The 22,103-nt window shown below is 58.4% G+C and carries 19 protein-coding genes; 17 read left to right on the top strand and 2 right to left on the bottom strand.

Annotated features, from left to right (window positions below; translation table 11 throughout):
* Nucleotides 1–4: 4 nt before the first annotated feature.
* Nucleotides 5–733 (bottom strand): flavin reductase family protein, encoded by a 729-nt coding sequence (locus HGP17_RS24220; protein WP_246704187.1) that lies wholly within the window; start codon nt 731–733, stop codon nt 5–7.
* 171 nt (nt 734–904) lie between these two features.
* Here HGP17_RS24220 and HGP17_RS24225 point away from each other — a divergent pair, with 171 nt between their 5' ends.
* The 12 genes from HGP17_RS24225 (at nt 905) to aspS (ending at nt 15,447) form a co-directional block, all read left to right on the top strand.
* Nucleotides 905–1,693, top strand: coding sequence for an aldolase/citrate lyase family protein (locus HGP17_RS24225; protein WP_168813009.1), 789 nt, complete (start codon nt 905–907; stop codon nt 1,691–1,693).
* Nucleotides 1,694–2,008: 315 nt separating this feature from the next.
* Complete coding sequence (locus HGP17_RS24230) at nt 2,009–3,025, top strand: LacI family DNA-binding transcriptional regulator (protein ID WP_168813010.1); 1,017 nt, start codon at nt 2,009–2,011, stop codon at nt 3,023–3,025.
* Between the two features lie 43 nt (nt 3,026–3,068).
* Nucleotides 3,069–4,307: a sugar ABC transporter substrate-binding protein gene (locus HGP17_RS24235; protein WP_168813011.1), complete on the top strand. Its 1,239-nt coding sequence runs from the start codon at nt 3,069–3,071 to the stop codon at nt 4,305–4,307.
* Between the two features lie 66 nt (nt 4,308–4,373).
* Nucleotides 4,374–5,288 carry a sugar ABC transporter permease gene (locus HGP17_RS24240; protein WP_168813012.1) on the top strand — a complete coding sequence of 305 codons (915 nt, stop codon included), beginning with the start codon at nt 4,374–4,376 and terminating at the stop codon, nt 5,286–5,288.
* A complete protein-coding gene (locus tag HGP17_RS24245; RefSeq protein ID WP_168813013.1) occupies nt 5,285–6,148 on the top strand; it encodes a carbohydrate ABC transporter permease in 864 nt (287 codons plus the stop codon). Before HGP17_RS24240 ends, HGP17_RS24245 begins: the two co-directional genes overlap by 4 nt.
* A gap of 20 nt (nt 6,149–6,168) precedes the next feature.
* On the top strand, nt 6,169–8,085 hold the full coding sequence (locus HGP17_RS24250) for a glycoside hydrolase family 127 protein (protein WP_168813014.1): 1,917 nt from the start codon (nt 6,169–6,171) through the stop codon (nt 8,083–8,085).
* 17 nt (nt 8,086–8,102) lie between these two features.
* Nucleotides 8,103–9,194 carry a sn-glycerol-3-phosphate ABC transporter ATP-binding protein UgpC gene (ugpC, locus tag HGP17_RS24255; RefSeq protein ID WP_168813015.1) on the top strand — a complete coding sequence of 364 codons (1,092 nt, stop codon included), beginning with the start codon at nt 8,103–8,105 and terminating at the stop codon, nt 9,192–9,194.
* Nucleotides 9,195–9,614: 420 nt separating this feature from the next.
* Nucleotides 9,615–10,742, top strand: coding sequence for a LysM domain-containing protein (locus tag HGP17_RS24260; protein ID WP_168813016.1), 1,128 nt, complete (start codon nt 9,615–9,617; stop codon nt 10,740–10,742).
* A complete protein-coding gene (locus tag HGP17_RS24265) occupies nt 10,739–11,563 on the top strand; it encodes a hypothetical protein (protein ID WP_168813017.1) in 825 nt (274 codons plus the stop codon). Before HGP17_RS24260 ends, HGP17_RS24265 begins: the two co-directional genes overlap by 4 nt.
* A gap of 270 nt (nt 11,564–11,833) precedes the next feature.
* Complete coding sequence (locus HGP17_RS24270; RefSeq protein WP_348648993.1) at nt 11,834–13,216, top strand: amidase family protein; 1,383 nt, start codon at nt 11,834–11,836, stop codon at nt 13,214–13,216.
* A complete protein-coding gene (locus HGP17_RS24275; protein ID WP_168813018.1) occupies nt 13,201–13,821 on the top strand; it encodes a helix-turn-helix domain-containing protein in 621 nt (206 codons plus the stop codon). Before HGP17_RS24270 ends, HGP17_RS24275 begins: the two co-directional genes overlap by 16 nt.
* 267 nt (nt 13,822–14,088) lie before the next feature.
* Nucleotides 14,089–15,447, top strand: a complete 1,359-nt coding sequence (gene aspS / locus HGP17_RS24280; protein ID WP_246704188.1) for an aspartate--tRNA(Asn) ligase — start codon at nt 14,089–14,091, stop codon at nt 15,445–15,447.
* A gap of 118 nt (nt 15,448–15,565) precedes the next feature.
* Here aspS and HGP17_RS24285 read toward each other — a convergent pair whose 3' ends face one another.
* Nucleotides 15,566–16,492 (bottom strand): LysR family transcriptional regulator, encoded by a 927-nt coding sequence (locus tag HGP17_RS24285; protein ID WP_168813019.1) that lies wholly within the window; start codon nt 16,490–16,492, stop codon nt 15,566–15,568.
* Between the two features lie 105 nt (nt 16,493–16,597).
* Here HGP17_RS24285 and HGP17_RS24290 point away from each other — a divergent pair, with 105 nt between their 5' ends.
* The 5 genes from HGP17_RS24290 to HGP17_RS24310 all read left to right on the top strand — a co-directional run bounded on the left by HGP17_RS24290 (nt 16,598) and on the right by HGP17_RS24310 (nt 21,953).
* Nucleotides 16,598–17,164, top strand: a complete 567-nt coding sequence (locus HGP17_RS24290; protein WP_168813020.1) for a chromate transporter — start codon at nt 16,598–16,600, stop codon at nt 17,162–17,164.
* The gene (locus HGP17_RS24295; protein WP_168813021.1) at nt 17,161–17,685 is read left to right on the top strand and encodes a chromate transporter; all 525 of its coding nucleotides are present in this window, start codon (nt 17,161–17,163) and stop codon (nt 17,683–17,685) included. Before HGP17_RS24290 ends, HGP17_RS24295 begins: the two co-directional genes overlap by 4 nt.
* Nucleotides 17,686–17,838: 153 nt before the next feature.
* A complete protein-coding gene (locus tag HGP17_RS24300) occupies nt 17,839–18,405 on the top strand; it encodes a cytochrome b (protein WP_168813022.1) in 567 nt (188 codons plus the stop codon).
* A gap of 366 nt (nt 18,406–18,771) precedes the next feature.
* On the top strand, nt 18,772–19,500 hold the full coding sequence (locus HGP17_RS24305; protein ID WP_348648988.1) for an MBL fold metallo-hydrolase: 729 nt from the start codon (nt 18,772–18,774) through the stop codon (nt 19,498–19,500).
* Between the two features lie 617 nt (nt 19,501–20,117).
* A complete protein-coding gene (locus tag HGP17_RS24310; protein WP_168813024.1) occupies nt 20,118–21,953 on the top strand; it encodes an ABC transporter ATP-binding protein in 1,836 nt (611 codons plus the stop codon).
* The last annotated feature ends 150 nt before the right edge of the window (nt 21,954–22,103 follow it).

A 22,103-nucleotide genomic window follows, 5' to 3' on the forward strand; every position in this document is an offset into this window, starting at 1 on the left:
TTCCTCAATAGGTGCTCTCATCGGCACGGGTAAATTGCCGCTGTAGCTCAAAGCTTGGTTGGGAAATGGCATATTCGGCACCGCCCAGGCGGGTGACGGGCTGTGCTAGGGCAGTGTTGAAGTATCCGCCGTCCTCGAGGAATCCAGGCTGAATATGCATGCCGACGACTTTGCCGAAGGTGACGTTCACATTTGCGCTGCCCGTATCGTCGGTCAACCTGACGATCTCTACCACCTTGCACTCCAGCGCAGCAGGCGATCTGGCCACGCGCGGAGCCTTCACATAAATGCAATCCGCCTTTTCCAACCCGGCATACTCGAACTCATCCATCCCGGTAGGGATCGGCGCAGACGTCATGTTCATCTCTCTGACGAGGTCAAAGCTGACGAGGTTGAACACGAATTCGCCGGTCTCGCGTACGTTTTTCAAAGTGTCCTTGGCAGTGCGATCTTCCGGCGTGTTGCATGAAAATGCCAGGATCGGCGGCTCGTTGGACATGATGTTGAAATAGGAATAAGGAGCCAGATTGGCATTCCCCTCGCTGTCGACGGTACTCATCCAGCCTATCGGTCTCGGGGCAATGATCGCGTTCAGAATGCCTCGCTTGTAGGCTTTCAGCGCGATATCGACAAAGACGGGCTCGGTATTTGGCATAAAGGACTCTCCAGCTGAGACGGTGCCACGCTTGCGCTGCGATCTCATTGGATCCGAGATCATGCCGCAACCGATCAATGAGGCGCGACGCCGCTTTGCCGGACGCTATGCAAGACGACATTTCGGGACAAGTTCAGAATCCAGGCGTTTCAACTGTTGAAACGGGATCGGAAACGAAGTCCATGCTGGCCTGTGAGGTGTATTGATAATCCAACGGAACAAAAGCGCGGCGTTATCAGGAGTCCGAAAATGAGCGATTACGATTCTCGTCTTTCTTTAAGGACACGAATTGCAGGCCATCAAAGCCTGATGGGCACTTTCGTCAAGATTTCCGGGCCGTCTTCGATTGAGATAATGGCAGGGGCGGGCTTTGATTTTGTGGTTATCGATCAAGAGCACGGCGTGTTTGATCGCACCGCGACAGACCTGGCGTTGCTCGCCTGCAAAGCATCAACGATTTCGGGAATAGTCAGAGTTCCAACCTTAAGCGCCGACGGTATTCTCTCGGTTCTAGACTGTGGCGCTGCCGGCATTCTCGCACCGCATATCGACTGCGCCGATCGGGCCAGGGAGCTTGTAGCCGCATGCCGCTACAGAGGTGGTCGCCGCGGCTTCTCCGCAGTCACACGCGCCGGAGGCTATGGTGCGCATGCCATGTGGAAACACATCGATGAGGCAGACGCTGGCGTGGCGGCGATCGCAATGATCGAGGATCCCGCCGGCGTCGATAACATCGCCGACATCGTCGCCGTCGAGGGGTTGGACGCAGTCTTCATCGGGCGAGGAGACCTAACGGTTGCTTATGGTGTGAGTACGCGAGAAGACCCGGCAATCGTGTCAGCGGTCAACAGGATCATCGACGCCGCCCGTCACGCAGGTAAACCCGTGTGGATGATGGTCGAGACTATTAAGGACATCGCGCCGCTAACCAGCAAGGGCGCCTCTTCCTTCATCGTATCGTCGGATCAAGGCATGCTTCGAAATGCGGCGCTTCAAATCATGCGAGACGCCAAGCTGATCGCTGACAAAAGCATGTAACGGTATCGTTCAGGCTGCGAAGCCGATGGGTTGATTGATCCAACCCCTCCCCTCGCACGACGACCCGTCTGTCCGCTGGGTCGTTTGCCATTGCGCAGCCGACTGATTTCGAACGGGTTCGCTCTACGCACGGCCCGAGTACCTTCAGCAATGCGGCAGATCAATCGCAGTTCGTATGATCCCTTCCTGTCTCAGCCGCATAGTGATGCGTTGAGAGGCCAGCAGCTAACGTGAAAAATTTGAGAAAACGTTTTCTCTTATTGACATGCGAATTGGGAAAGGCTTTTCTCACCTCAATTGAGGAGGCAATCCCAAATGGTTGGCAGAAGCAGTCGCGTCACGATCCATGACGTCGCGAAGGCGGCAGGCGTGAGCGTCTCTACGGTATCCAAGGCGCTGAACGACACGGGGCGTATGGCCGTCGAAACACGGGACAGGATCAAATCCATCGCGGCCGATGTCGGCTTTCGTCCGAATGCCCTTGCCAGAAGTTTGCTGTTCAATCGAAGTTTTACAATCGGTCTTTTGACCAACGATACCTATGGTCGTTTCACCCTGCCGCTGATGGCGGGCATCTCGGAGGCGCTTGTCGATCAGGGGGTTTCGGTCTTCCTTTGCGCGATAGAGGACGATCCCGGGCTGGCAAAGATTCATGTCGACGCCATGCTGGACAAGCAGGTGGACGGGATCATCGCGACAGGCAAGCGGATCGACAGGTCTCTCCCGGTCGATCTTGCCGGCCTGCCGGTGCCGGTCGTTTACGCCTATACCGCAGGGGCTGAGGGAAGCGTGACGCTGACCGCCGATGATATGCAGGGCGCCGAGCTCGCGATCTCCCGGCTGCATTCGGTCGGACGGCGAAAGCTCGCCCATGTGACCGGGCCGGAGAGCTTCGCATCGGCCACAGAGCGAGCGGATGCTTTCCGAAGAATGGCCGGAGCAAGCGCGATCATTCTGCATGGGGAATGGACGGAGGCCTGGGGACATCAATGCGTTGCCACGCTGTTCGATCGCAAGGGAAGCGATCGGCCGGACGGTGTGTTCTGCGGCAACGATCAGATTGCCCGTGGCGTGGTGGATGCGCTGCGCGAGAGGGGAATTCGTGTTCCCGAGGACGTGTCGGTTGTCGGTTTCGACAATTGGGAGATCGTCGCCGCACAGACGAGGCCGGCGTTGACGACGATCGACATGAACCTGAAGGAACTGGGCCGGATCGCCGGCCTCACGATATTGGATCTTGCCGAAGGCCGGGCTGTTACACCCGGTCTCCGCAAGCTTCCATGCAATCTGGTCGTGCGCCAATCATGCGATGGTGGGCGCCGGGAAAACTAACGGGAGGCGGGACGAAAGTTCGTCCCTTCATATGGAGGAAGTAATGCTCAAGAGAATGCTTGCAGCAACCGCGTTGCTGTCGATATGTCTATCGTCAGCAGCGTCTGCCGACACCATATCACTTTGGGTTCGATCGGGGAGCGGAGGTGGGGCCTTCAAGGCCGTCATCGATCAATTCAACGCCACGAGCAGCGATAAGCTGCAGCTGACCGAAATTCCCGCCGAGCAGATGGTACAGAAATACGCGACCGCGGTGGCGGGCGGCCAGGCACCGGATGCGATCGCGATCGATCTCATCTATACGCCGTCGTTTGCCGCGACAGGTCAGCTTCAGGACATGACCGACTTCGCGAAGTCCCTGCCCTACTTCAATTCCCTTTCCCCGGCGCACGTCAAGCAGGGTACCTACGAGGGCAAAGTCTACGGACTTCCGCTGCTCGTCGAGACATCCGTGTTCGCGTGGAACAAGAACCTCTACAAGCAAGCCGGGCTCGATCCTGACAAGGCTCCGACGAGCTGGGAGGAAATCACGTCCAATGCCGACAAGATCCGCAAGATCGGCGGTGATGATTACGGCTTCTACTTTTCGGGCGGGGGCTGTGGCGGGTGCATGATCTTCACCTTCACACCCCTCGTCTGGGGAGCCGGCGCAGACATCCTCTCGCAGGATGGAAAGACCGCGACACTAGATACTCCCCAGATGCGGAAGGCCGTTGGCTACTATCGTTCGATGGTGAAGTCCGGCGCCGTGCCTGCTAGTGCCGCGACCGACAACGGCGTGGACTTCCTCAAGTTTCTCGGCGGCAAGATCGGTCAGCAAGGCCTCGGGGCATTTGCGATCGGTCAGCTGATCACCCAGCATCCCGAGATCAACTTCGGGGTCACGCTCATTCCCGGTATCGATGGCAAGGCCTCGTCCTTTGCGGGCGGCGACAACATCATCGTCACCAAGGGTTCGTCCCATGTCGCCCAGATCCAGAAGTTCCTCCAGTTCGTCTATTCGGAGCAGGGACAATCGATCCTCGCAAAGTACGGTAGCCTTCCGACCCGCACCGACATCGCCGACAAGGTGCTCGAAGGACAGGATGCCCGCCTGAAGATCGCTGCAAGCGCGATTGCGATCGCCAAGACCCCATACACGCTTCAGTTCAACGACCTGATCAACAGCCCGAACAGCCCTTGGTCGACCTTCATTAACTCCGTCATGTTCGGCGACGATGTCGATGGCTCGTTCAAGAACGCCCAATCGGACATGCAATCCATGCTCGACAGCGCGCAGTAACGCTCTCGGCCGGAAGCGTTCAAAACTTCCGGCCTCCAAGTCCTCCACAAGACGACGAGATCAAAGATGACGTCTCAAATCATCTCCGTGTCTCCCCGGCGTCGCAAGCGGCGAAGAGGGAGCTGGCGTGGTATTGCCTACATCGCCCCGGCGATCTTCCTGGTGACGATATTCTTCCTGCTGCCGCTTCTCTTCACGGTGTGGATGAGCCTTCATCGGTGGCCGCTGATGGGCGCGCCGCGGTGGATCGGCGTGGACAACTATGTTCGCATGTTTCACGACACGCGCTTCTGGTCGTCGCTCGGCTTCACCGCCGAGTATACGCTGGTGGTGACGATCGCCATATTTGCGGTGGCCTTCCCGCTGGCTTTTTTTGTCGATCGGCAGCGCAAATTCGTCTCCGTCTACCGAACGATCATCTTCCTTCCTGTGGTCATCGGCCTGGCGTCGGCATCGCTGCTTTGGGTGTGGCTCGCCAATGTCGATAGCGGTCTCTTTTCGCCGCTCTTCGAAATGATCGGCCTGACACAAGGCAGGAAGAACCTCCTTGCCGATTTCGATTCCGCCTTCCTTACCATCATCGTCATGGTGGTCTGGAAGATCGCGGGCTTCACGATGATCATTCTTCTGACGGGACTTCAGGGCATTCCCTCGGAGCTGACGGAGGCGGCCCGCATCGATGGCGCAAGCGCCTGGCAGCGATTTCGCTACCTTACGCTGCCGATGATGCGACGCACGATGGCGTTGGCGCTCATCCTGTCCGTCACCGGCTCGATCCTCGCCTTCGACCAGTTCTTCATTATGACGAGCGGTGGTCCACAAAACCGGATGATCTCCATCGTCTACTACATCTTCAATCAGTCCTTCGTGTCCTTCAATCTCGGATATGGCGCAGCGCTTTCGATCGCGCTTCTAGTCATTCTCCTTGCCCTCAGCGTCGGCCAGCTGTGGTTTCTCAAGATCGGGGAGGATCGTCCGTGAGCACCCGCAATCAATCACGCATGCGGCGCAGGTTGCGTTCGGCAACGGGATATCACGTCGTCGGCGCGGCTGTCGTGCTGTTTTTCCTGGCGCCGTTTGCCGTCATCCTGCTCGCGTCCTTCCGGCCGCGCAGCGAGACGGCAGAGCCGCCGCTGCCGCCCTGGCCGCATACGGGCTTCAGCGTCGATGCGTACCGCACGCTGAACACGTTCGGAGCCGGGATCTGGCATCACATGTTCAACTCGGTCATCGTTTCCGTTGCCACGGTGGTGTTGACGGTCGTGATCAGCCTTCTCGCCGGCTATGGATTTTCGCGTTACCGGTTTCCGCTGAAAAACGCGTTGTTCGTGCTTATCATCGCCACGCTGATGATCCCGTTCCAGTCGATCCTGACGCCACTGTTCATCATCCTGTCGAAGATGGGTCTGAACAATTCGCTGTTCGGCCTGACACTGGTCTACGTAACGCTGCAGCTGCCGTTCTCGGTCTTCATGATGCGCAACGCCTTCGACGCGGTGCCGAAGGAAATCGAGGAAGCGGCTCGCATCGATGGCGCGCGGGATCTTGGCCTGCTTGTGCGTGTGCTCTTTCCGCTGGTGCTTCCAGGCGTGGTCACGGTTGCGATCTTCGCCTTCCTGAACGCCTGGAACGAGTTCTTCGCCGCCCTCGTACTGCTCTCCAGCAACGATCTCTTCACGCTGCCGGTCTTGATGACGGCCGTCCGTGTTTCGCGAATGGGGGCTGTCGATTGGGGCGCCGTACAGGCGGGCGTCGTCGTCATGGTGATCCCCTGCCTGCTCGTATTCCTGCTTCTGCAACGCTTCTACATGCGCGGTCTCATGGCCGGCGCCGTCAAGTAATCCAAAGGAGACATTTCGATATGACGACCCAAAACAAGAGCCAGTTTCGTCCGGTTGCCGTTCCAGATGTGGAACTTGGCGGCTTCTGGGGGAATTGGCAGGACGCCGTATGCGACTCGACGGCGGCAATCCTGCTCGACCGCTGCGAGAAGGCCGGAATGATCCAGGCAATCGACGTCAGCCAGCCGAGCCCCGGTGTCGTCATTCCGATCGACGAGAAGTGGACAGGCTCGACGCAGATGTTCTGGGATTCCGATCTCGGCAAATCGATCGAGACGATCGCCTACTCGCTCTATCGCAAGCCGAACGCTGAGCTGGAGGCACGCGCCGACGCCATCATCGACATGTATGAAAAGCTGCAGCAGGAGGACGGTTATGTAAACGCCTGGTTCCAGCGCGTGCAGCCGGGCAAGCGCTGGACAAACCTTCGCGACCATCACGAACTCTACTGCGCCGGACATTTGATGGAAGCGGCCGTCGCCTATTATCAGGCGACCGGAAAGCGCAAGCTGCTCGACATCATGTGCCGCTATGCCGACCACATGATCGAGGTTTTCGGCCATGGCGAAGGTCAGATCCCCGGCTATTGCGGGCATCAGGAGGTCGAGCTTGCGCTTGTGAAAGTTGCCCGCGTCACCGGAGAGCAGAAATATCTCGACCTGTCGAAATTCTTCATCGATGAAAGGGGCCGGCAGCCGCATTTCTTCACGGCGGAAGCGCTTCGAGGCGGACGCGATCCGAAAGACTACGTCCACAAGACCTATGAATACAGCCAGGCGCATCTTCGCGTTCGCGAACAGGACAAGGTCGTCGGTCACGCCGTCCGCGCCATGTACCAGTATTCCGGCATGGCCGACATCGCGACCGAATACCAGGATGACACGCTGACGAGCGCGCTGGAGACGCTCTGGGACGACCTCACCGTCAAGCAGATGTACGTGACAGGCGGCATCGGGCCGGCCGCGATCAACGAAGGCTTCACCGACTACTACGACCTGCCGAACGACACCGCCTATGCCGAGACCTGCGCCTCGGTGGGCCTGGTGTTCTGGGCAAGTCGCATGCTGGGGCGCGGCCCAAATCGACGCTACGCCGACGTCATGGAACGGGCCCTTTACAACGGCGCCCTGACCGGACTGGCGCTTGATGGCAAGACCTTCTTCTACGACAATCCGCTGGAGAGCGTGGGTAAGCATCACCGCTGGGTTTGGCATCGCTGCCCCTGCTGCCCGCCGAATATCGCGCGCCTCGTCGCATCGGTCGGATCCTACATGTACGCGGTGGCCGACAAGGAGATCGCGGTGCATCTCTATGGCGAAAGCAGCGTCAAGGCCAAGATCGCGGGCGGCAGCGTAAAGCTGGTCCAGCACACCAACTACCCGTGGAACGGTGATATTCGTATCGAAGTCACGGCCGACGGCGTATCAGATTTCGCGATCGCATTGCGTATTCCGGAATGGGCTGACGGTGCGAGCCTGCGGGTCAACGCAAGCCCGGTCGATCTTGGCTCTTCTGTCATAGACGGTTATGCGCGCCTCAATCGCACATGGAGCTCCGGCGATGTCATCGAACTGACGCTGCCGCTGGAATTGCGCCCTCAATATGCCTCGCCGAGAGTGCGACAGGATGTCGGTCGCGTTGCGCTTGCCCGCGGTCCGTTGATCTATTGCGTCGAGGAGACCGACAATGGCGGCGATCTCAATGCATTCCTCGTGCCGCAGAACCTGCAGGGCCACCGCACCAAGGAGGTCGATGGACTGAACGGCGCCGTCGCGGTCGAGCTTGACGTGTCGAGGCAGGATTCCTCCGGCTGGGGCGGATCGCTTTATCGCTCGCGTCCGCCAGAGCAGGTGCCAGCGACGGTCACGCTGGTGCCCTATCATCTCTGGGACAATCGCGATCCCGGCGGCATGCTGGTGTGGCTCCAGTCCGAATAGTAGACGGGAAGAATCCGATGGATAAAGCAAGCGTCTGCCTGAAGAACATAAGGAAATCGTACGGAAATCTGCCTGTCGTCCATGGCATCGACCTCGATATCCGGGAGGGAGAGTTCGTCGTGTTCGTCGGCCCCTCCGGATGCGGCAAGTCCACGCTTCTGCGAATGATCGCGGGACTGGAGGATGTGACCGACGGAGAGATCAGCATCAAGGGTCGGGATGTCACCGATCTCGATCCCTCCGATCGCGGCATCGTAATGGTCTTCCAGAGCTACGCACTTTATCCGCATATGTCGGTGCGTGAAAACCTGGCGTTCGGGCTCAAGATGGCCCGAACGGACGCTGCCGAGATCAGCCGCCGCGTCGACCAGGCGGCGGCCATTCTCAAGATCGACCAACTCCTGGAGCGGCGGCCGGGACAGCTTTCCGGCGGCCAGCGCCAGCGCGTGGCCATCGGCCGGGCGATCGTGCGCAAGCCGGATGTCTTCCTTTTCGACGAGCCGCTCTCCAATCTCGATGCAGAACTCCGGGTGTCGATGCGTATCGAGATCGCCCGCCTGCATCGGGAACTCGGCAACACCATGATCTATGTCACGCATGACCAGACCGAGGCCATGACGCTCGCTGACAAGATCGTCGTTCTGCGCAACGGAAAAGTCGAGCAGTCCGGCTCTCCAAGAGAAATTTACGAAAATCCCTCGAACGTCTTCGTCGCCGGCTTCATCGGTTCGCCGCGGATGAACTTTCTGAAGGCAGTGGGCCAGGCAGGAAGGAGCTTCAAGATCGCAGGCAACGAGTTCGACGGGCTGGGGCTGCCTTCGCAGCTTTTAGAAGGCACGGAATTTATGATGGGCATTCGCCCGGAGCACATCGCAATCGCAGCGGATGGCGCGCGTGCGATCTCCGCACGCGTGGAATTTTTCGAGTATCTCGGCGGAACGCGCTACATCTATTGCTCGCTCGAAGACGGCCAGAACCTTGTGGTCGAACAGCGGTCCGGCAAGGACATCGAAGCGGGAAGCTTGATCGCCCTCGACTTTCCCGCGGAACATCGATTGTATTTCGATAGCGACGCTGCCGGGCGGAGGGTGGTCAATCAACACCAATGATAAACCCCGTCTGTAGCGGGGTCGGCTAGCATCCGTGCAACGAAAGATTTCTGCAATTCAGGCTTGCTCCCTTCTGTCGTTGCGCGATTGGGGCAAGAAGGCGACCGCATCCCTCAGTGAGGGGCAACATGGATCGGACGACCCAGGAGGCCCCTAAATTGCTGGCGAAAGCGATACCGCTTACGCTGCTCTGCCGTTTCGGATCGGAAAGAACGACGCCCGCGATCCGTCGTTCTACTGCACTAACCGTGAGTAGCAGAAAATTCCCGTGACTCGCATTTCCTTTTGCCGCACCGCCGCTACTTATAACGGCGAACTTGATTAGTAATGTCACATGACCATAGCGAAGAGCTGCTACGGCATTGAGGGATGTTCCAGACAAATGTGCTATTCCGTTAAGCAACATATGGGGGGAAATTGATGATCGGCACGCGATATCAAATCAAGTCGGGCGACACGCTCTGGTCGATTGCCCACGAATATCTCGGCCATGGCGCGCAATGGCCGCGGATTTGGCGTTATAACAACCGCCGCGACGTCATTCGTGCCACCGGCCACGCAATTCCCGATCCCGATCTGATCCATGCCGGCCGCACAATTCTCATTCCCGTTCTGCCGGGTCAGCGCGAGCATGGCGGCAAAGGCCATCAGCATAAGCATCATACGCCGCAGCATCATAGTCCCTCGGCGTCCGCCCCCGCGCAGGCGCCGCATTCTCCCTCGCCGCAGCCGCTCCGTACCGACAGCCCGGCTACGGAGCTGAAAAAGGAATTGCCGCACGTCTATTCGCCGATCTCGATCAAGTACCGCTTGAACGATCTGACGATGCCCGTGATCGAAACCCCGACGGCGACGATCGAGTTCCGCATAACCGGCGATGTCGTCCTGATGACCGACAAGCGCTATCCGGCAACCTACGTGAGCAACGGCGGGCGACTGGAAACACAGATCTCGCAGCAGGCCAACGTTGCCTTCGGTCAGCTCGTCGGCGACACGCGCTTCATCTATGACTCGAAGAAAAAAGAAGTGACCGTTCGCTCCATGCTGGTCAGCCAGAGCACAACGCCGAATGCGGCGGCCACCGCAGTTGGCGTCGAATTCAGCTCCAGCAGCCCGATCCCGAAGCTGCGCGCCGAGGTCCGCTTCCCCAAGCTGCAAGGCAGGATCGGCCCGTTCCACTATGTTGCCATGAGTGTCGCCTTCGTCATTCTGATTACGCCAAAGGCTCACATTCCTCCGTCCGCGCCCTCACCTCAGGCCGTGCGTAACCCCGTGAGTGTCCGCGAGCCCGAGGAAGGGACCAACTGGGGTCGTGTCATTGGCACCGGCCTCGTTATTGGCGCTGGCGTCATCGTCGTCGGGACCCTGGTCGAGGATTTCTTCTCCGGCGGCGTCGGCGTTGCGGATGATCCGGCCTCCTTTGCCGCCGCCGGCGCCTCATTGACGCGCGGCCTGACGATGCTTCGCGGTGCGGCCACCACAGCCCTGCCACGTGCAGTGGTTCCAGCCGCCGTGCACGTCGGTGCCCGGGTCGGGCTGGCACATTGATCGTCTCACGGCGCCTTCTACTTGGCGCAGCGGTGGTTCTGGCCGGGAGCGGTTCCTACCTTCTCGGCCGGTCGACACCGAAAGAAGATACCATCGTCGATCCTGATGCGTATGCGGCCAAGCTTGGTCGGCAACAGGGTCTGACGATCGGCTTTGGCGATCCCTCGACCTTCTTCGTCGCGCCCTATCTGCCCGCTGATGCGCCGGTAGAGGGTGTCACGTTGAGCCCGGCCGACCGCACCGTCGTAAAGGACTCGCTGCACGGTATCGCCAAGGCTTTCGAAGCCTATCCAGAACAATGTCTCGGCCGGATCATCAAGGCGATCTTCATCGCTGGCAAGATCTTGATCGACGGCGCCGAGGCTGGCGGTACTTATGGGCTAGACTGGATATTTCTCGCCGCACCCTCCAACGTATCGGCCGAGGCGCGTCGGTTGACTGCAGAGCTTGGCGTACACCACGAAACGAGTTCCTTCATCTGGCTGCGCAACGATGCCCTGCAGCGCGCCTTCACCGCTCTCGAGCCGGCCGACTGGCAATTTCAAAACAGTGCGACTGATCAGATTGCGCGCAATGGCCAGACCGCACCGCCAGTGGAAACCGGCTTCCTTTCCGCCTATGGCGCGACGACCTCAGAAAATGATTTCAACACCTATGCCGAAATCGCCTTTTCCGATCCGGGACGCCTGATAAAGCTGGCAGAAAGTGTGCCGCTCATTTCGAAAAAGCTCGCGCTGATGCTCGATTCCTACATCGGTGTCGATGAGCGTCTTCGCGAGACTTTTGCTCAAACGGGCCTGCTGAAAGCTGTCGGTCGATAAACGGGCGCGCCCGTCACCGGTTTTGTCGCAACGTTTACGGTTGCTTGCGGATCGAAACGATCGCGTACCAGAGTTCGGTGTCTCCCAGTCAAAATCGGTGCTCGCCTGCCTGTCCAGAAATCCCGTGCGAACGATAACTTCTTGACATTGGCGTAGATAATAGTGAATTCATTATTCACTATTATTGGAGGCGGTATTTTGGAACGCTCGTTGACGCCACACCATTATGACGAATTCGCGCATCTGGATGCGACCGCGCAGGCAAAGCTTGTGCGCAATGGAGACATCAAAGCAATCGAGCTAACAGAAGCTGCGATCGATCGCATCGAGCATCTCAACCCGTTGGTCAATGCGATCGCGTCCCATGACTTTGACCTCGCCCGCGAGAGAGCACGCACGGTCCCGACAGGTGGCGTCTTTGCCGGCGTGCCCACCTTGATCAAGGACCTGACGGCGTATCCTGGCCATACAGTCAGTTACGGGTCGCGGTTATTTGCCGGCCTGCGAGCGAATGAAGGCTCTGCCTACACCGCATCGCTGGATGCTGCAGGACTTGTAACCCTGGGGAAGAGTGCAACATCCGAATTCGGTCTGATCGGTACGACCGAAAGTCTTGCCAATGGAGCGACGCGCAATCCCTGGGACAGATCGCTATCGCCGGGCGGCTCGTCCGGAGGCGCGGTCGCCGCCGTGGCCGTAGGCATGGTGCCGGTCGCGCATGCATCTGACGGCGGTGGCTCAATACGCGGGCCGTCCTCTTTTACAGGGCTCTTCGGTTTCAAGCCGAGCCGTGGCCGAACCGTCAGCAATGGGATGCCGCCGGACCTACCAACCACCAGATTGATAAGTGAACATTGCGTCAGTCGTTCGGTTCGCGACAGCTACAACTGGCTGCTCGCAACACAAAAGCCCGACATTTCGGCTGGCTTAGCCCCAGCAGATATCGCCACGCTCCCGCGGGCAAAGCGGCTTAAAATCGGTGTTTACCACCGTGACACATTCGGGCAATCCCCTGCCCCCGGCGTCGAAACGATAACCAATAAGGCGGCTGCGCTGTGTAGACACCTTGGCCACGACGTGCGCGAGATCGATGGCCCTCGGATGAATGCAAAGGCGAACGGCAAAGCCTATTTTGCGCTGACCGGGTTTGCGATCAACTCCCTGCTCGCGCAGGCTCGTAACGCGATGGGGCCGGCCTTTGATCCATCGCTTCTGGAACCCTACACGCTCGATCTCGCGTCTCGTGCGCAAACTTTGACCCATGAGGATATTGTTGCTTGCACCAAAGTGTTGGAGGCCGCGACGGCAGCTGCCAACGACGCTATGGAGGGCTTCGATGTGCTGCTTTGCCCGACGATCGGTTTTTCCGCATTTCCTCTCGGTCGGCATGGTCCGGACCACGCGCCGGCAGAAATCGATGCCATGATCGCACGGCTTGCAAGCTATACTGTCGTTGCGTCTCTCGCTGGCTGGCCGGCCATGTCAGTCCCCCTCTTCATGACGGATAGCGACATGCCGATCGGTTGCCACTTTGCGGCTGCAAAAGACCGCGACGAGCTGCTTTTTTCTCTTGCCTTGGAGCTCGAGGAAGCAAATCCATGGATGCCCCGCCTGCTGGATTTACAAGAGAGGCTCCGTTGGCTCAACGTTTGAAGGAAGAGGTTCGTACGCGGATCATTGAGGCAGCAGCCAGCGTATTTGCGGATCGTGGCTATGCTGCCACCAAGCTTTCCGATGTGGCGCAACGTGCGGATATCAGCACAGGAAACATTTATAAGTATTTCGAGAACAAGGAGGCGATGTTCGATGAGATTGTCACCGTTTCGATCGCGGCCGAACTGCTACGGCGGCTGCGGGCCCGCATCCGCGATATAGGCCGGCTCGAAGATTGGAGCAAAGCGGATGCGGCGGGATCAGCCTCGGCTCGTGCTTTGCTTTCCTTCTGGGTGGACAACCGTCTTGCCGTACTCATCCTTTTACGCGGTGCCGAGGGCACACGCTTCGGGCATGTCCGCGACCTCGTGATCACAGAGATGCAACGGCTCGCCACGCGGTATATCCAGCAGATACACGGTGCGCAACAGGTGCCTGAGACCGTCCGTTTCGTGCTTCACAAGGTTTTCGCCCGCACGGTGGATATGGTTGGCGACATTCTGGCAACATATGAACAGCCATCCGCCATTCAGCAGGCTTTTGCGACCTTCTGGCGTTACCAGCTTGCCGGGTTGCAAGCGCTCTTGAGGCCGGATCACGGATAACGCCGCAACGAATGCCTCTTCCAGAGGCTTGCTGCCAAACTCCTGGCCCAGTTGCCGGTGGGCGAAGGTGTGTGGAGTGGCCCCAAAGCTGCCAAGCGTGGAATTTTTGCTTTACCGAGCCTCAGCATTGTGAGTAAATCTGCCATATGAGCAAACAATCACACACAGCAATCAATAATAACGGCCCCTCCGGGGTCGTGGATGTCGTGTGCGCATACTGACGTAGCTCATTGATCACCACAGCCCTGCCGGTTTCGGAAGGGCTGCATGTCTTGGCTTCTCCGTCCGGCGTTTTTACCGGAGAAAGTCATGTCCCCTGTATCATCGTTACCCCGCTCTCTTGTTGCCGATCTTCCCTTCAGCATTGGCAAGCGAGTCAAGCTCTACGGCTTCGCAGAAACCGTTCGCGATCAGAAGCGTATGCGGTTCATTGTTCTGCGTGATCCGACAGGGAAAGTTCAGCTTACCCAGAGCAAGGGCAATGTTGCCGTCACAGCCGCCCTCGATGGTCTCACACCCGAGAGTGCTGTCATGATCACCGGAACAGTCGTCGCGGCTCCTGCCGTCAAACTTGGTGGCCTGGAAGTCTTGGTGGAAACCGCGGAAATCTGCGGAAGGGCCGACAACCAATTGCCGATCGTACACGAGTCCGGCCTTGATAAATGGATCGACCACCGGCAGGTGAGCCTGCGTTACCCCGAGCAGCAACTGGCATTTTCTGTGCAAACGACGCTGGAGGAGGCTATGCGTGGATTTTGGAAGCAGCACGGTTTCCGAGAAATCCACTCGCCGAAGTTGATGGGGACATTCAGCGAATCCGGCTCGGAAGTTTTCAGCGTTAAATACTTTGGTACAAAGGCTTTTCTTGCCCAGTCGCCACAGTTTTACAAGCAGATGGCCATTGCTGGCGGCATGGAAAAAGTCTTCGAAATCGGCCCGGCCTTTCGCGCCGAGCCCTCGTTCACGTCACGCCACGAAACCGAATTCACCTCGATTGACATGGAGATGGCCTGGATCGAGGACCATCATGAATTGATGGACTTCGAAGAACGCTGGTTGGCGCATGCTATCGGCGTGGTAGCAGATGTTCATGGCTCTGACATCGAGGCGCTTTTCGGTGTCACCATCACCCCGCCAACCATGCCGTTCCCGAAGCTGACTTTTGCCAAGGCTCTCGAAATCCTTGCGGAACTTGGCCATGAGCCGTCGCGGCGCGATGATCTCGACGCCGAAAGCGAGCGTCTTCTATCCGAACACATGGCGGCGACAACGGGGCACGAATTCCTTTTCATTACCGACTATCCTGCCAGAGGCCGGGCGTTTTATCACATGCGGCAGAGGGATCGATCAGACCTCACCAATGGCTTCGACCTGCTCTGGCGCGGATTGGAAGTCACGACCGGCGCGCAACGCGAACATCGCTATGATCGCCTGGTGGCGCAAGCCAAGGAGCGCGGGTTAGATCTGGAAAGCCTGTCAGACTATTTGAACTTCTTTCGGTTCGGTTGCCCACCGCACGGTGGAATGGGCGTGGGCCTCGGTCGGATCCTCATGAGGTTGCTTGGAGTTGCGAGCATCAGGGAAGTCACACTGCTCAGTCGTACTCCCAAAAGGCTGCGCCCGTAAAAGACTAGAGCATGCACTGGGTGGCGTGCCTGTTGGGTACGTCGCCTGGTCCGTGCAGATACCGTCGAGGACTGCGTTGCCTTTTGAAACCGCAAACGTTCATCCCCAGCAATACCGTTTACCGACTATTCGCCAGAATACTCGTTTGCTTTTGCACGATATTGAGGAAGCGGGTCATCGCTCCGCTCGAACTCTCCTTTCTGCGGGCGAGGTACAAGGGTGCGACGAGGGGCGAGCGGGCGTTGATGGCCAGATAGGCGATCCCATTCGTTTCCAGCCGCGCCATCGAGCTCGGGATGATCGAGATGCCGAGCCCCGCGGCAACGAGGCTGAGCGTCGAAACGAGACGGGTTGCCTCGTGCCTGATCCTGGGGCTGAAACCGGCGCCGAGACAGGCGGCGATGATCGAATCGTAAAGCCCTGGCCCGGATGGACGTCGATAAAGTATGAAGTCTTCATCGGAGAGATCGGATAGCTGCACCGACGCCTGCTTGCCGTAAGCGGCCGATGCCAGCGGATGCCGATCCGGCAGGGCGACGAGCATCTCCTCATCCAGCAGATGCGATACATCCAGGTTGGAAGAGAACTCGACGGGCGAGCGCACGAACGCCACGTCAAGTCGACGCTCCAGAAGCGCGTCGATAAGATCCGGGGTACTCGCCTCCTCCAGTCTCAGAGTCACTGCCGGCGATATCTCGCCAAAGGATCGCACCGTCGAGGTCACGATCCAGTGGAAAGCCGACGAGCTCGTGAAGCCGATTGCCAGATTGCCTTCCTCACCCCGGGCGTTGCTTCGGGTAGCTTCGATCGCCAGGTCGACATCCAGCAGGATCGCCCTCGCCTTCTCGACAAAGGTCTTGCCCGCCTCTGTCAATTCGACACCACGCGGCATACGGAGGAACAACGCTGTTCCGATTGCGGTTTCGAGACTGCGAATCTGCTGGCTCAGCGGCGGCTGCTGGATACCAAGCCGCTCAGCAGCCCGCGTTATATGTCCCTCGTCAGCAACTGTTACGGCATAGCGAAGATGGCGCAGTTCGATCATTGGCATATCTCAGATATATGGTTTATGGCTTATCCATATATTGGACATGCATAATGTAAAGGCGTATTTCTCCGGCGATATCGAATAATCGCACAGGCCGCCCTCATGGATAGTACGTTCACACCCATCGCCGAAAATGCCCAGTCCCCGACTGCCACCGAATTGTTCACCGGGTTTTTCACGCTTGGGCTGACAGGTTTCGGAGGGGTTCTGCCCCTCGCCCGACGGATGGTGGTGGAGACAAGGCATTGGCTGACCGCGGACGAATTCACCGAGCTTCTCGGCCTCTGTCAGTTTCTGCCCGGCGGCAATATCATCAACATGTCGGTTGCGATCGGCTTGAAGTTTCGAGGCGTTTCCGGCGCATTGGCTGCGCTTCTGGGCCTGATTGCCGCGCCCACGGTGATCGTGATCGCCCTCGGCGTCGTTTATGATCAGTATCACGACAATATCTACGTGGAACACGCCTTTGCCGGCCTAGCCGCGGCAGCCGCCGGTCTTCTGATCTCGATGGCTATCAAGATCGTCAGGCCGCTCGCCCGCAAACCATGCGCAATCGGCATCGCCACTCTTTGTTTCCTCGCGATCGCCGTGTTTCATTTTCCTCTGGTGCTGACCATGCTTGTGCTCTCGCCTGTCAGCATATTCGTGACGTGGAGGCTGCGCGCATGACGTCGACGCTTGTGGCGCTTGCCATTCTATTCACCCAGCTTTCTCTCCTCGCCTTTGGCGGTGGCAACTCGATCCTTCCGGAGATGCAGCGGCAGGTCGTCGATATCAATCACTGGATGACGGCCCAGCAGTTCGGTGCACTGTTTGCCCTCGCTCAAGCCGCACCCGGACCCAACCTGATGGTCGTGCCCCTCGTCGGCTGGCACGTTGCCGGTTGGGCAGGCGTCCTTGTGACATCGGCGGCAAAATTCGGTCCGTCGTCCATCGTGACGGGTATCGTGCTGAATGTCTGGAACCGCTTCAAAGACAGACCTTGGCGGAAGATTGTCCAAGCAGGCCAGGTGCCCATGACCGCTGGTCTCGTCACGGCAAGCGCCGCCGTTATTACGGAGGCGTCCGCATTGAACTGGGGGCTTGCTGCAACCGTCGCAGTCTGCGCGATCATTCTGACAACGACCCGTGTGCACCCGTTGATCGTACTTGGGTTTGGTGCCTTGATCGGCCTGAGCGGCCTTGGATAACGCCGACATTCAGGGTCGACAGCTTCAGAGCCACTGAAATAGTCCCCGATCCGTCAGGACCTCTCAAGATCTAAATAGCAAAAAAATTATCGGAGCAGCGAATAAAGCCTTCGCCGAAGTGTTTGCACTGCAGCAATCGAACGGAGGCATTCCATGACCAGCGTGACCGCACAAACTCGCACGACACCATCAGAAACGCGACACGACCCTTTGACGATCACGCTTCACTGGATCACCGCATTCCTCGTTCTCTTCCAATTTTTGAGTGCGCAGGTCTGGGAGTTCCTCGAAAAGGGGACGGCCGGACGACTGGGCCTGATCTATACGCATTTCGCATTCGGGATTCTCCTGACCATCGTTGTGCTTGTTCGTGTGGTTTGGCGCATTGCCAATCGCAATCATCTCCCGGCCGCAACATCCGGCATCAAGCACCTTGCCGCCCAAGCCGTTCACCTCTGCTTATATGGATTACTTCTGGCACAGGTCGCGCTCGGCCTTGCGTTCGGCTGGTCGTCGGGCAAGCCAATTCCATTTTTCAACTTGTTTTCCGTTCCGCCGCTGTTGACGATCGATCCATCGTATCGTCATCAAATCGCCGGGCTGCACAATGATTTCGCCTGGATCATCATCGCCTTCGTCGCCATCCACGCCTTTGCTGCCTTGGCGCACCACTACATCCTGCGTGACAAGGTCTTGATGCGGATGATGCCCGCAAGATAAGGCTCCTTCGCTCCTGTTTCTCAAGAACGAAGAAGTAGTTAGCCTCACATGCGTAAACCTCTACTGGAGAATACGCGGAGTTGGAAATCCGCCAGAAACCAACCGCCGTCGATCGAGGCTTCTGTCTGATGACGGCGATTGTTCGCTTGCATCGATGACCTCATCCCCTAAGCTGCTTATTGCCACCAACGGAAGGATTATCATCCCATGTCGCGCTTCAGCTCCTTGGCCAAGCTTTTGACAGTCGCATCTTGCCTGGTTTGTGTTCATACCCTCGCGCAAGCACAGATGCCGCAGCAACAACCGCAAGCAAAGTCATTCAAACTGGGCAGCCTCGACATTGTAGCACTGCATGATGCGCAATTCGTGCAACCGAATGATAGCAAGATCTTCGGTCTCGACCACAGCCCCGCCGAAGTGGCAGCACTTTTGTCTGCGGCCGGAGCGCCGACGGACACCGTTACGCTCAGCGTTGATGCCCTGCTGGTCAGGTCGGGCAAACATATCGTCCTGATTGACACGGGCGTCGGTGGTGCGTTGCAAGGCAGCCTGGAGAAGGCCGGCGTCAAACCCGACCAGATCGACGAAATACTCCTCACCCACACCCATCCGGATCACATCGGTGGACTGGTTATCGACGGCAAGCTTGCATTCCCGAACGCCACGATCCGCATGAGCGAGGCTGAATGGAAATTCGCAAAGACCAATGAAAAGATCGCGCCGATCGTCAAGCTGATCACGAACAAGGTCAAGACCTTTACACCCGGTGGCTCTGTTGCTCCGGGCATTACTTCGGTGTCACTCCCGGGCCATACGCCCGGCCATGTCGGCTATCGGATCACGTCCGGCAAGGAGCGACTGTTTGATATTGGCGACACCGTCCACAGTTCCATCATCTCTCTGGCGAAGCCCGACTGGGCTGTGTCTTTCGATGGCGACAAGCCTGAGGCAGAGGCAAACCGGTCCAAGACGTTGAGTTCCCTGGTGAAAAGCCACGAGCTGATTTTCGCACCGCATTTTCCGTTCCCGGGTGTCGGTTACATTCAGGCGGAAGGCGATCATTTCAAATGGGACCCCACCGAGAAAGCCGATTAAGGAGACCGCAAGCCAAGGACATAATCTGAGGCCCCCCTGGCTCCGTGTGGTGGCTACTTTGCTCGAGTAGCAGCGTGCGAGCCTGACTTCCGCCACGATACCTTGCGAGCCGGCCAAGTCGGTCTTTCCGGGTCAACGGGACCGATCAGGCACGGCGAATTGTCGATTGTGCTTGCTGTCTTGAGAGCGCCTGTTTCCAGAAAACGGCGCTCCACTCTCCCCCAAAGCAAACACGCAGCATCCCCATCGAACCGGGAATAATGACCGGTTAGGCGCCTTTCCTGCGTCGGACGACAGCGCGATTTCCCGTTCTCGTGCGCGCGCGACAGGCCGAACCACCGTCACGGGAATACTATTCGACGCCCCAGAAGCGCCAGCTCAAAAAGAGTACTTCATCCTCGCAATCGGAGGATTGAGCGGCCCTCACCTGCTGTTGATCGTTGGAAGACGGCACCTCCCTCAGAATCCAAACTCACGATAATGAGGCCGGAGATGCCCGCTGCAGTCCAAAACACAAAAGGGAACATACACATGAACTGGCTAAGGAAACCGATCTCTTCCCTTTTTCGGCTTGAGGGCACTTTCATCGTCGAAGACGGATCGGGGATATAAATCCCGTGGCGGCAAATCCTCTTCCCCAAGACGCCGTCGCCAAGGACAGCGTACTTTCGATCAAGGATCTGGCGGTCGATTTTCGCATAGGCGAAACCTGGCGAAACGTCGTCAAAGGGATCGATCTGCATATCAATGCCGGCGAAACGCTCGCGATCGTCGGTGAATCGGGTTCCGGTAAAAGCGTCACCTCGCTTGCGACGATGCGGCTGTTGCCCCGCTTCATAAGCCGGGTGCGCGGCCAGGTGATGCTGTCTGGCAGAGATCTTCTGGCGCTTCCAGAGGAACAAATGCGTCTCGTGCGAGGCAATGAGATCGCCATGGTCTTCCAGGAGCCGATGACGAGCCTCAATCCCGTCTTTTCCGTCGGCAAGCAGATCCTTGAGGCCCTGGCGGTCCATCGAAAAATGTCGCGGCATGACGCCAAGGCGGAGGTCATTCGCCTGCTGGAGAAGGTTCGCCTTCCAAATGCCAGGAGCCGCTATGCCGACTATCCTCATCAGTTTTCCGGCGGCATGCGCCAGCGCGTGATGATCGCGATGGCGCTCGCCTGCAGGCCGAAGCTGCTGATTGCCGATGAGCCGACGACGGCACTCGATGTGACGATCCAAGGCCAGATTCTCGATCTCATAAAGGAACTGCAAGCCGAAGAGCAAATGGCGGTTCTCTTCATTACGCATGACATGGGCGTCGTCGCAGAGGTCGCGGATCGCACGCTCGTCATGTACCAGGGCGAGGCAATCGAAGCGGGCGACACGGCAGACATATTCCATCGCGGCAAGCGTGCCTACACGCAGGCGCTATTGTCGGCGGTACCGAAGCTCGGCTCGATGAAGGGGCGGCCACATCCGGAGAAGTTTCCCGTGTTCGGCGCATCGTCGACAGCCGCTTCTGATGCCGGTTCCAGGCTCAATGAGCCCGGCGAACCCATCTTGGAGGTCAGGAACCTCAAGACGCATTTCGACGTTCGCTCCGGGTTCCTTGCCAGAAAATCCGGCGCGATCCATGCCGTCGAAGGTGTTTCCTTCACCCTGCATAAAGGCGAAATCCTCTCACTCGTCGGAGAATCGGGCTGCGGCAAATCCACCATCGGCCGCTCCATCACCCGTCTCGTCGAGCCGACCAGCGGGGTCATCAATTTTCAGGACCAGGATATCCTCGCCCTTCGCCAGGACGATCTTCGCCTGGCGCGCAGGGCCATTCAGATGGTCTTTCAGGATCCGTTTGCCAGTCTCGATCCGAGAATGCAGGTCGGCAACTCCATTACTGAGGCGTTCCTGGCCCATAAGATGGGAAGCGCGAAAGAGGCGCGGGACAAGGCCGCCACACTGCTGGAGAGGGTGGGCCTGAAAGCCGATATGCTCGGCCGCTACCCGCATGAGTTTTCAGGAGGGCAGCGCCAGCGTATCGCGATCGCCAGGGCGCTGATGCTCGATCCCAAGGTCATCATCGCCGATGAAGCCGTCTCAGCGCTCGATGTCTCCGTCAAGGCCCAGGTCTGCAATCTGCTGCTCGATCTGCAGTCGCAATTCGACCTTGCCTACCTGTTCATCTCGCACGACATGGCCGTGGTCGAGCGTGTGAGCCACAGGGTTGCCGTGATGTACATGGGAGAGATCGTTGAGATCGGCTCTCGTGCCGATGTGTTCGACAATCCTCAGCACTCTTACACGAAGAAACTGATGGCAGCCGTGCCGGTACCGGATCCGAGCCGACGTGCCCTCAGGCGCAATGTCTCGAATGAGGAAATCAAAAGCCTCATCCGCCCGCTTGGCTACCAGCCGCCCGCGCGAACCTACCAGCAGATTGGCGATCGGCACTATGTGCAAGTCGTCGGCTGATGATGGCGCAGGCATGCTGCGCTTCGGTCATTTCAAGGGAAAATTGGACGTCTGCTCCTTCGGGATGCAGGAGGCCGGAGCGGAATTCGGGACATAAGCTGCGCCGATGGTGCCGTTCCGGCACCGCCGACTTGCGTTTTTCATTTCAGC

The organism is Rhizobium sp. P38BS-XIX, from assembly GCF_012641435.1.
Classification (GTDB): domain Bacteria; phylum Pseudomonadota; class Alphaproteobacteria; order Rhizobiales; family Rhizobiaceae; genus Rhizobium.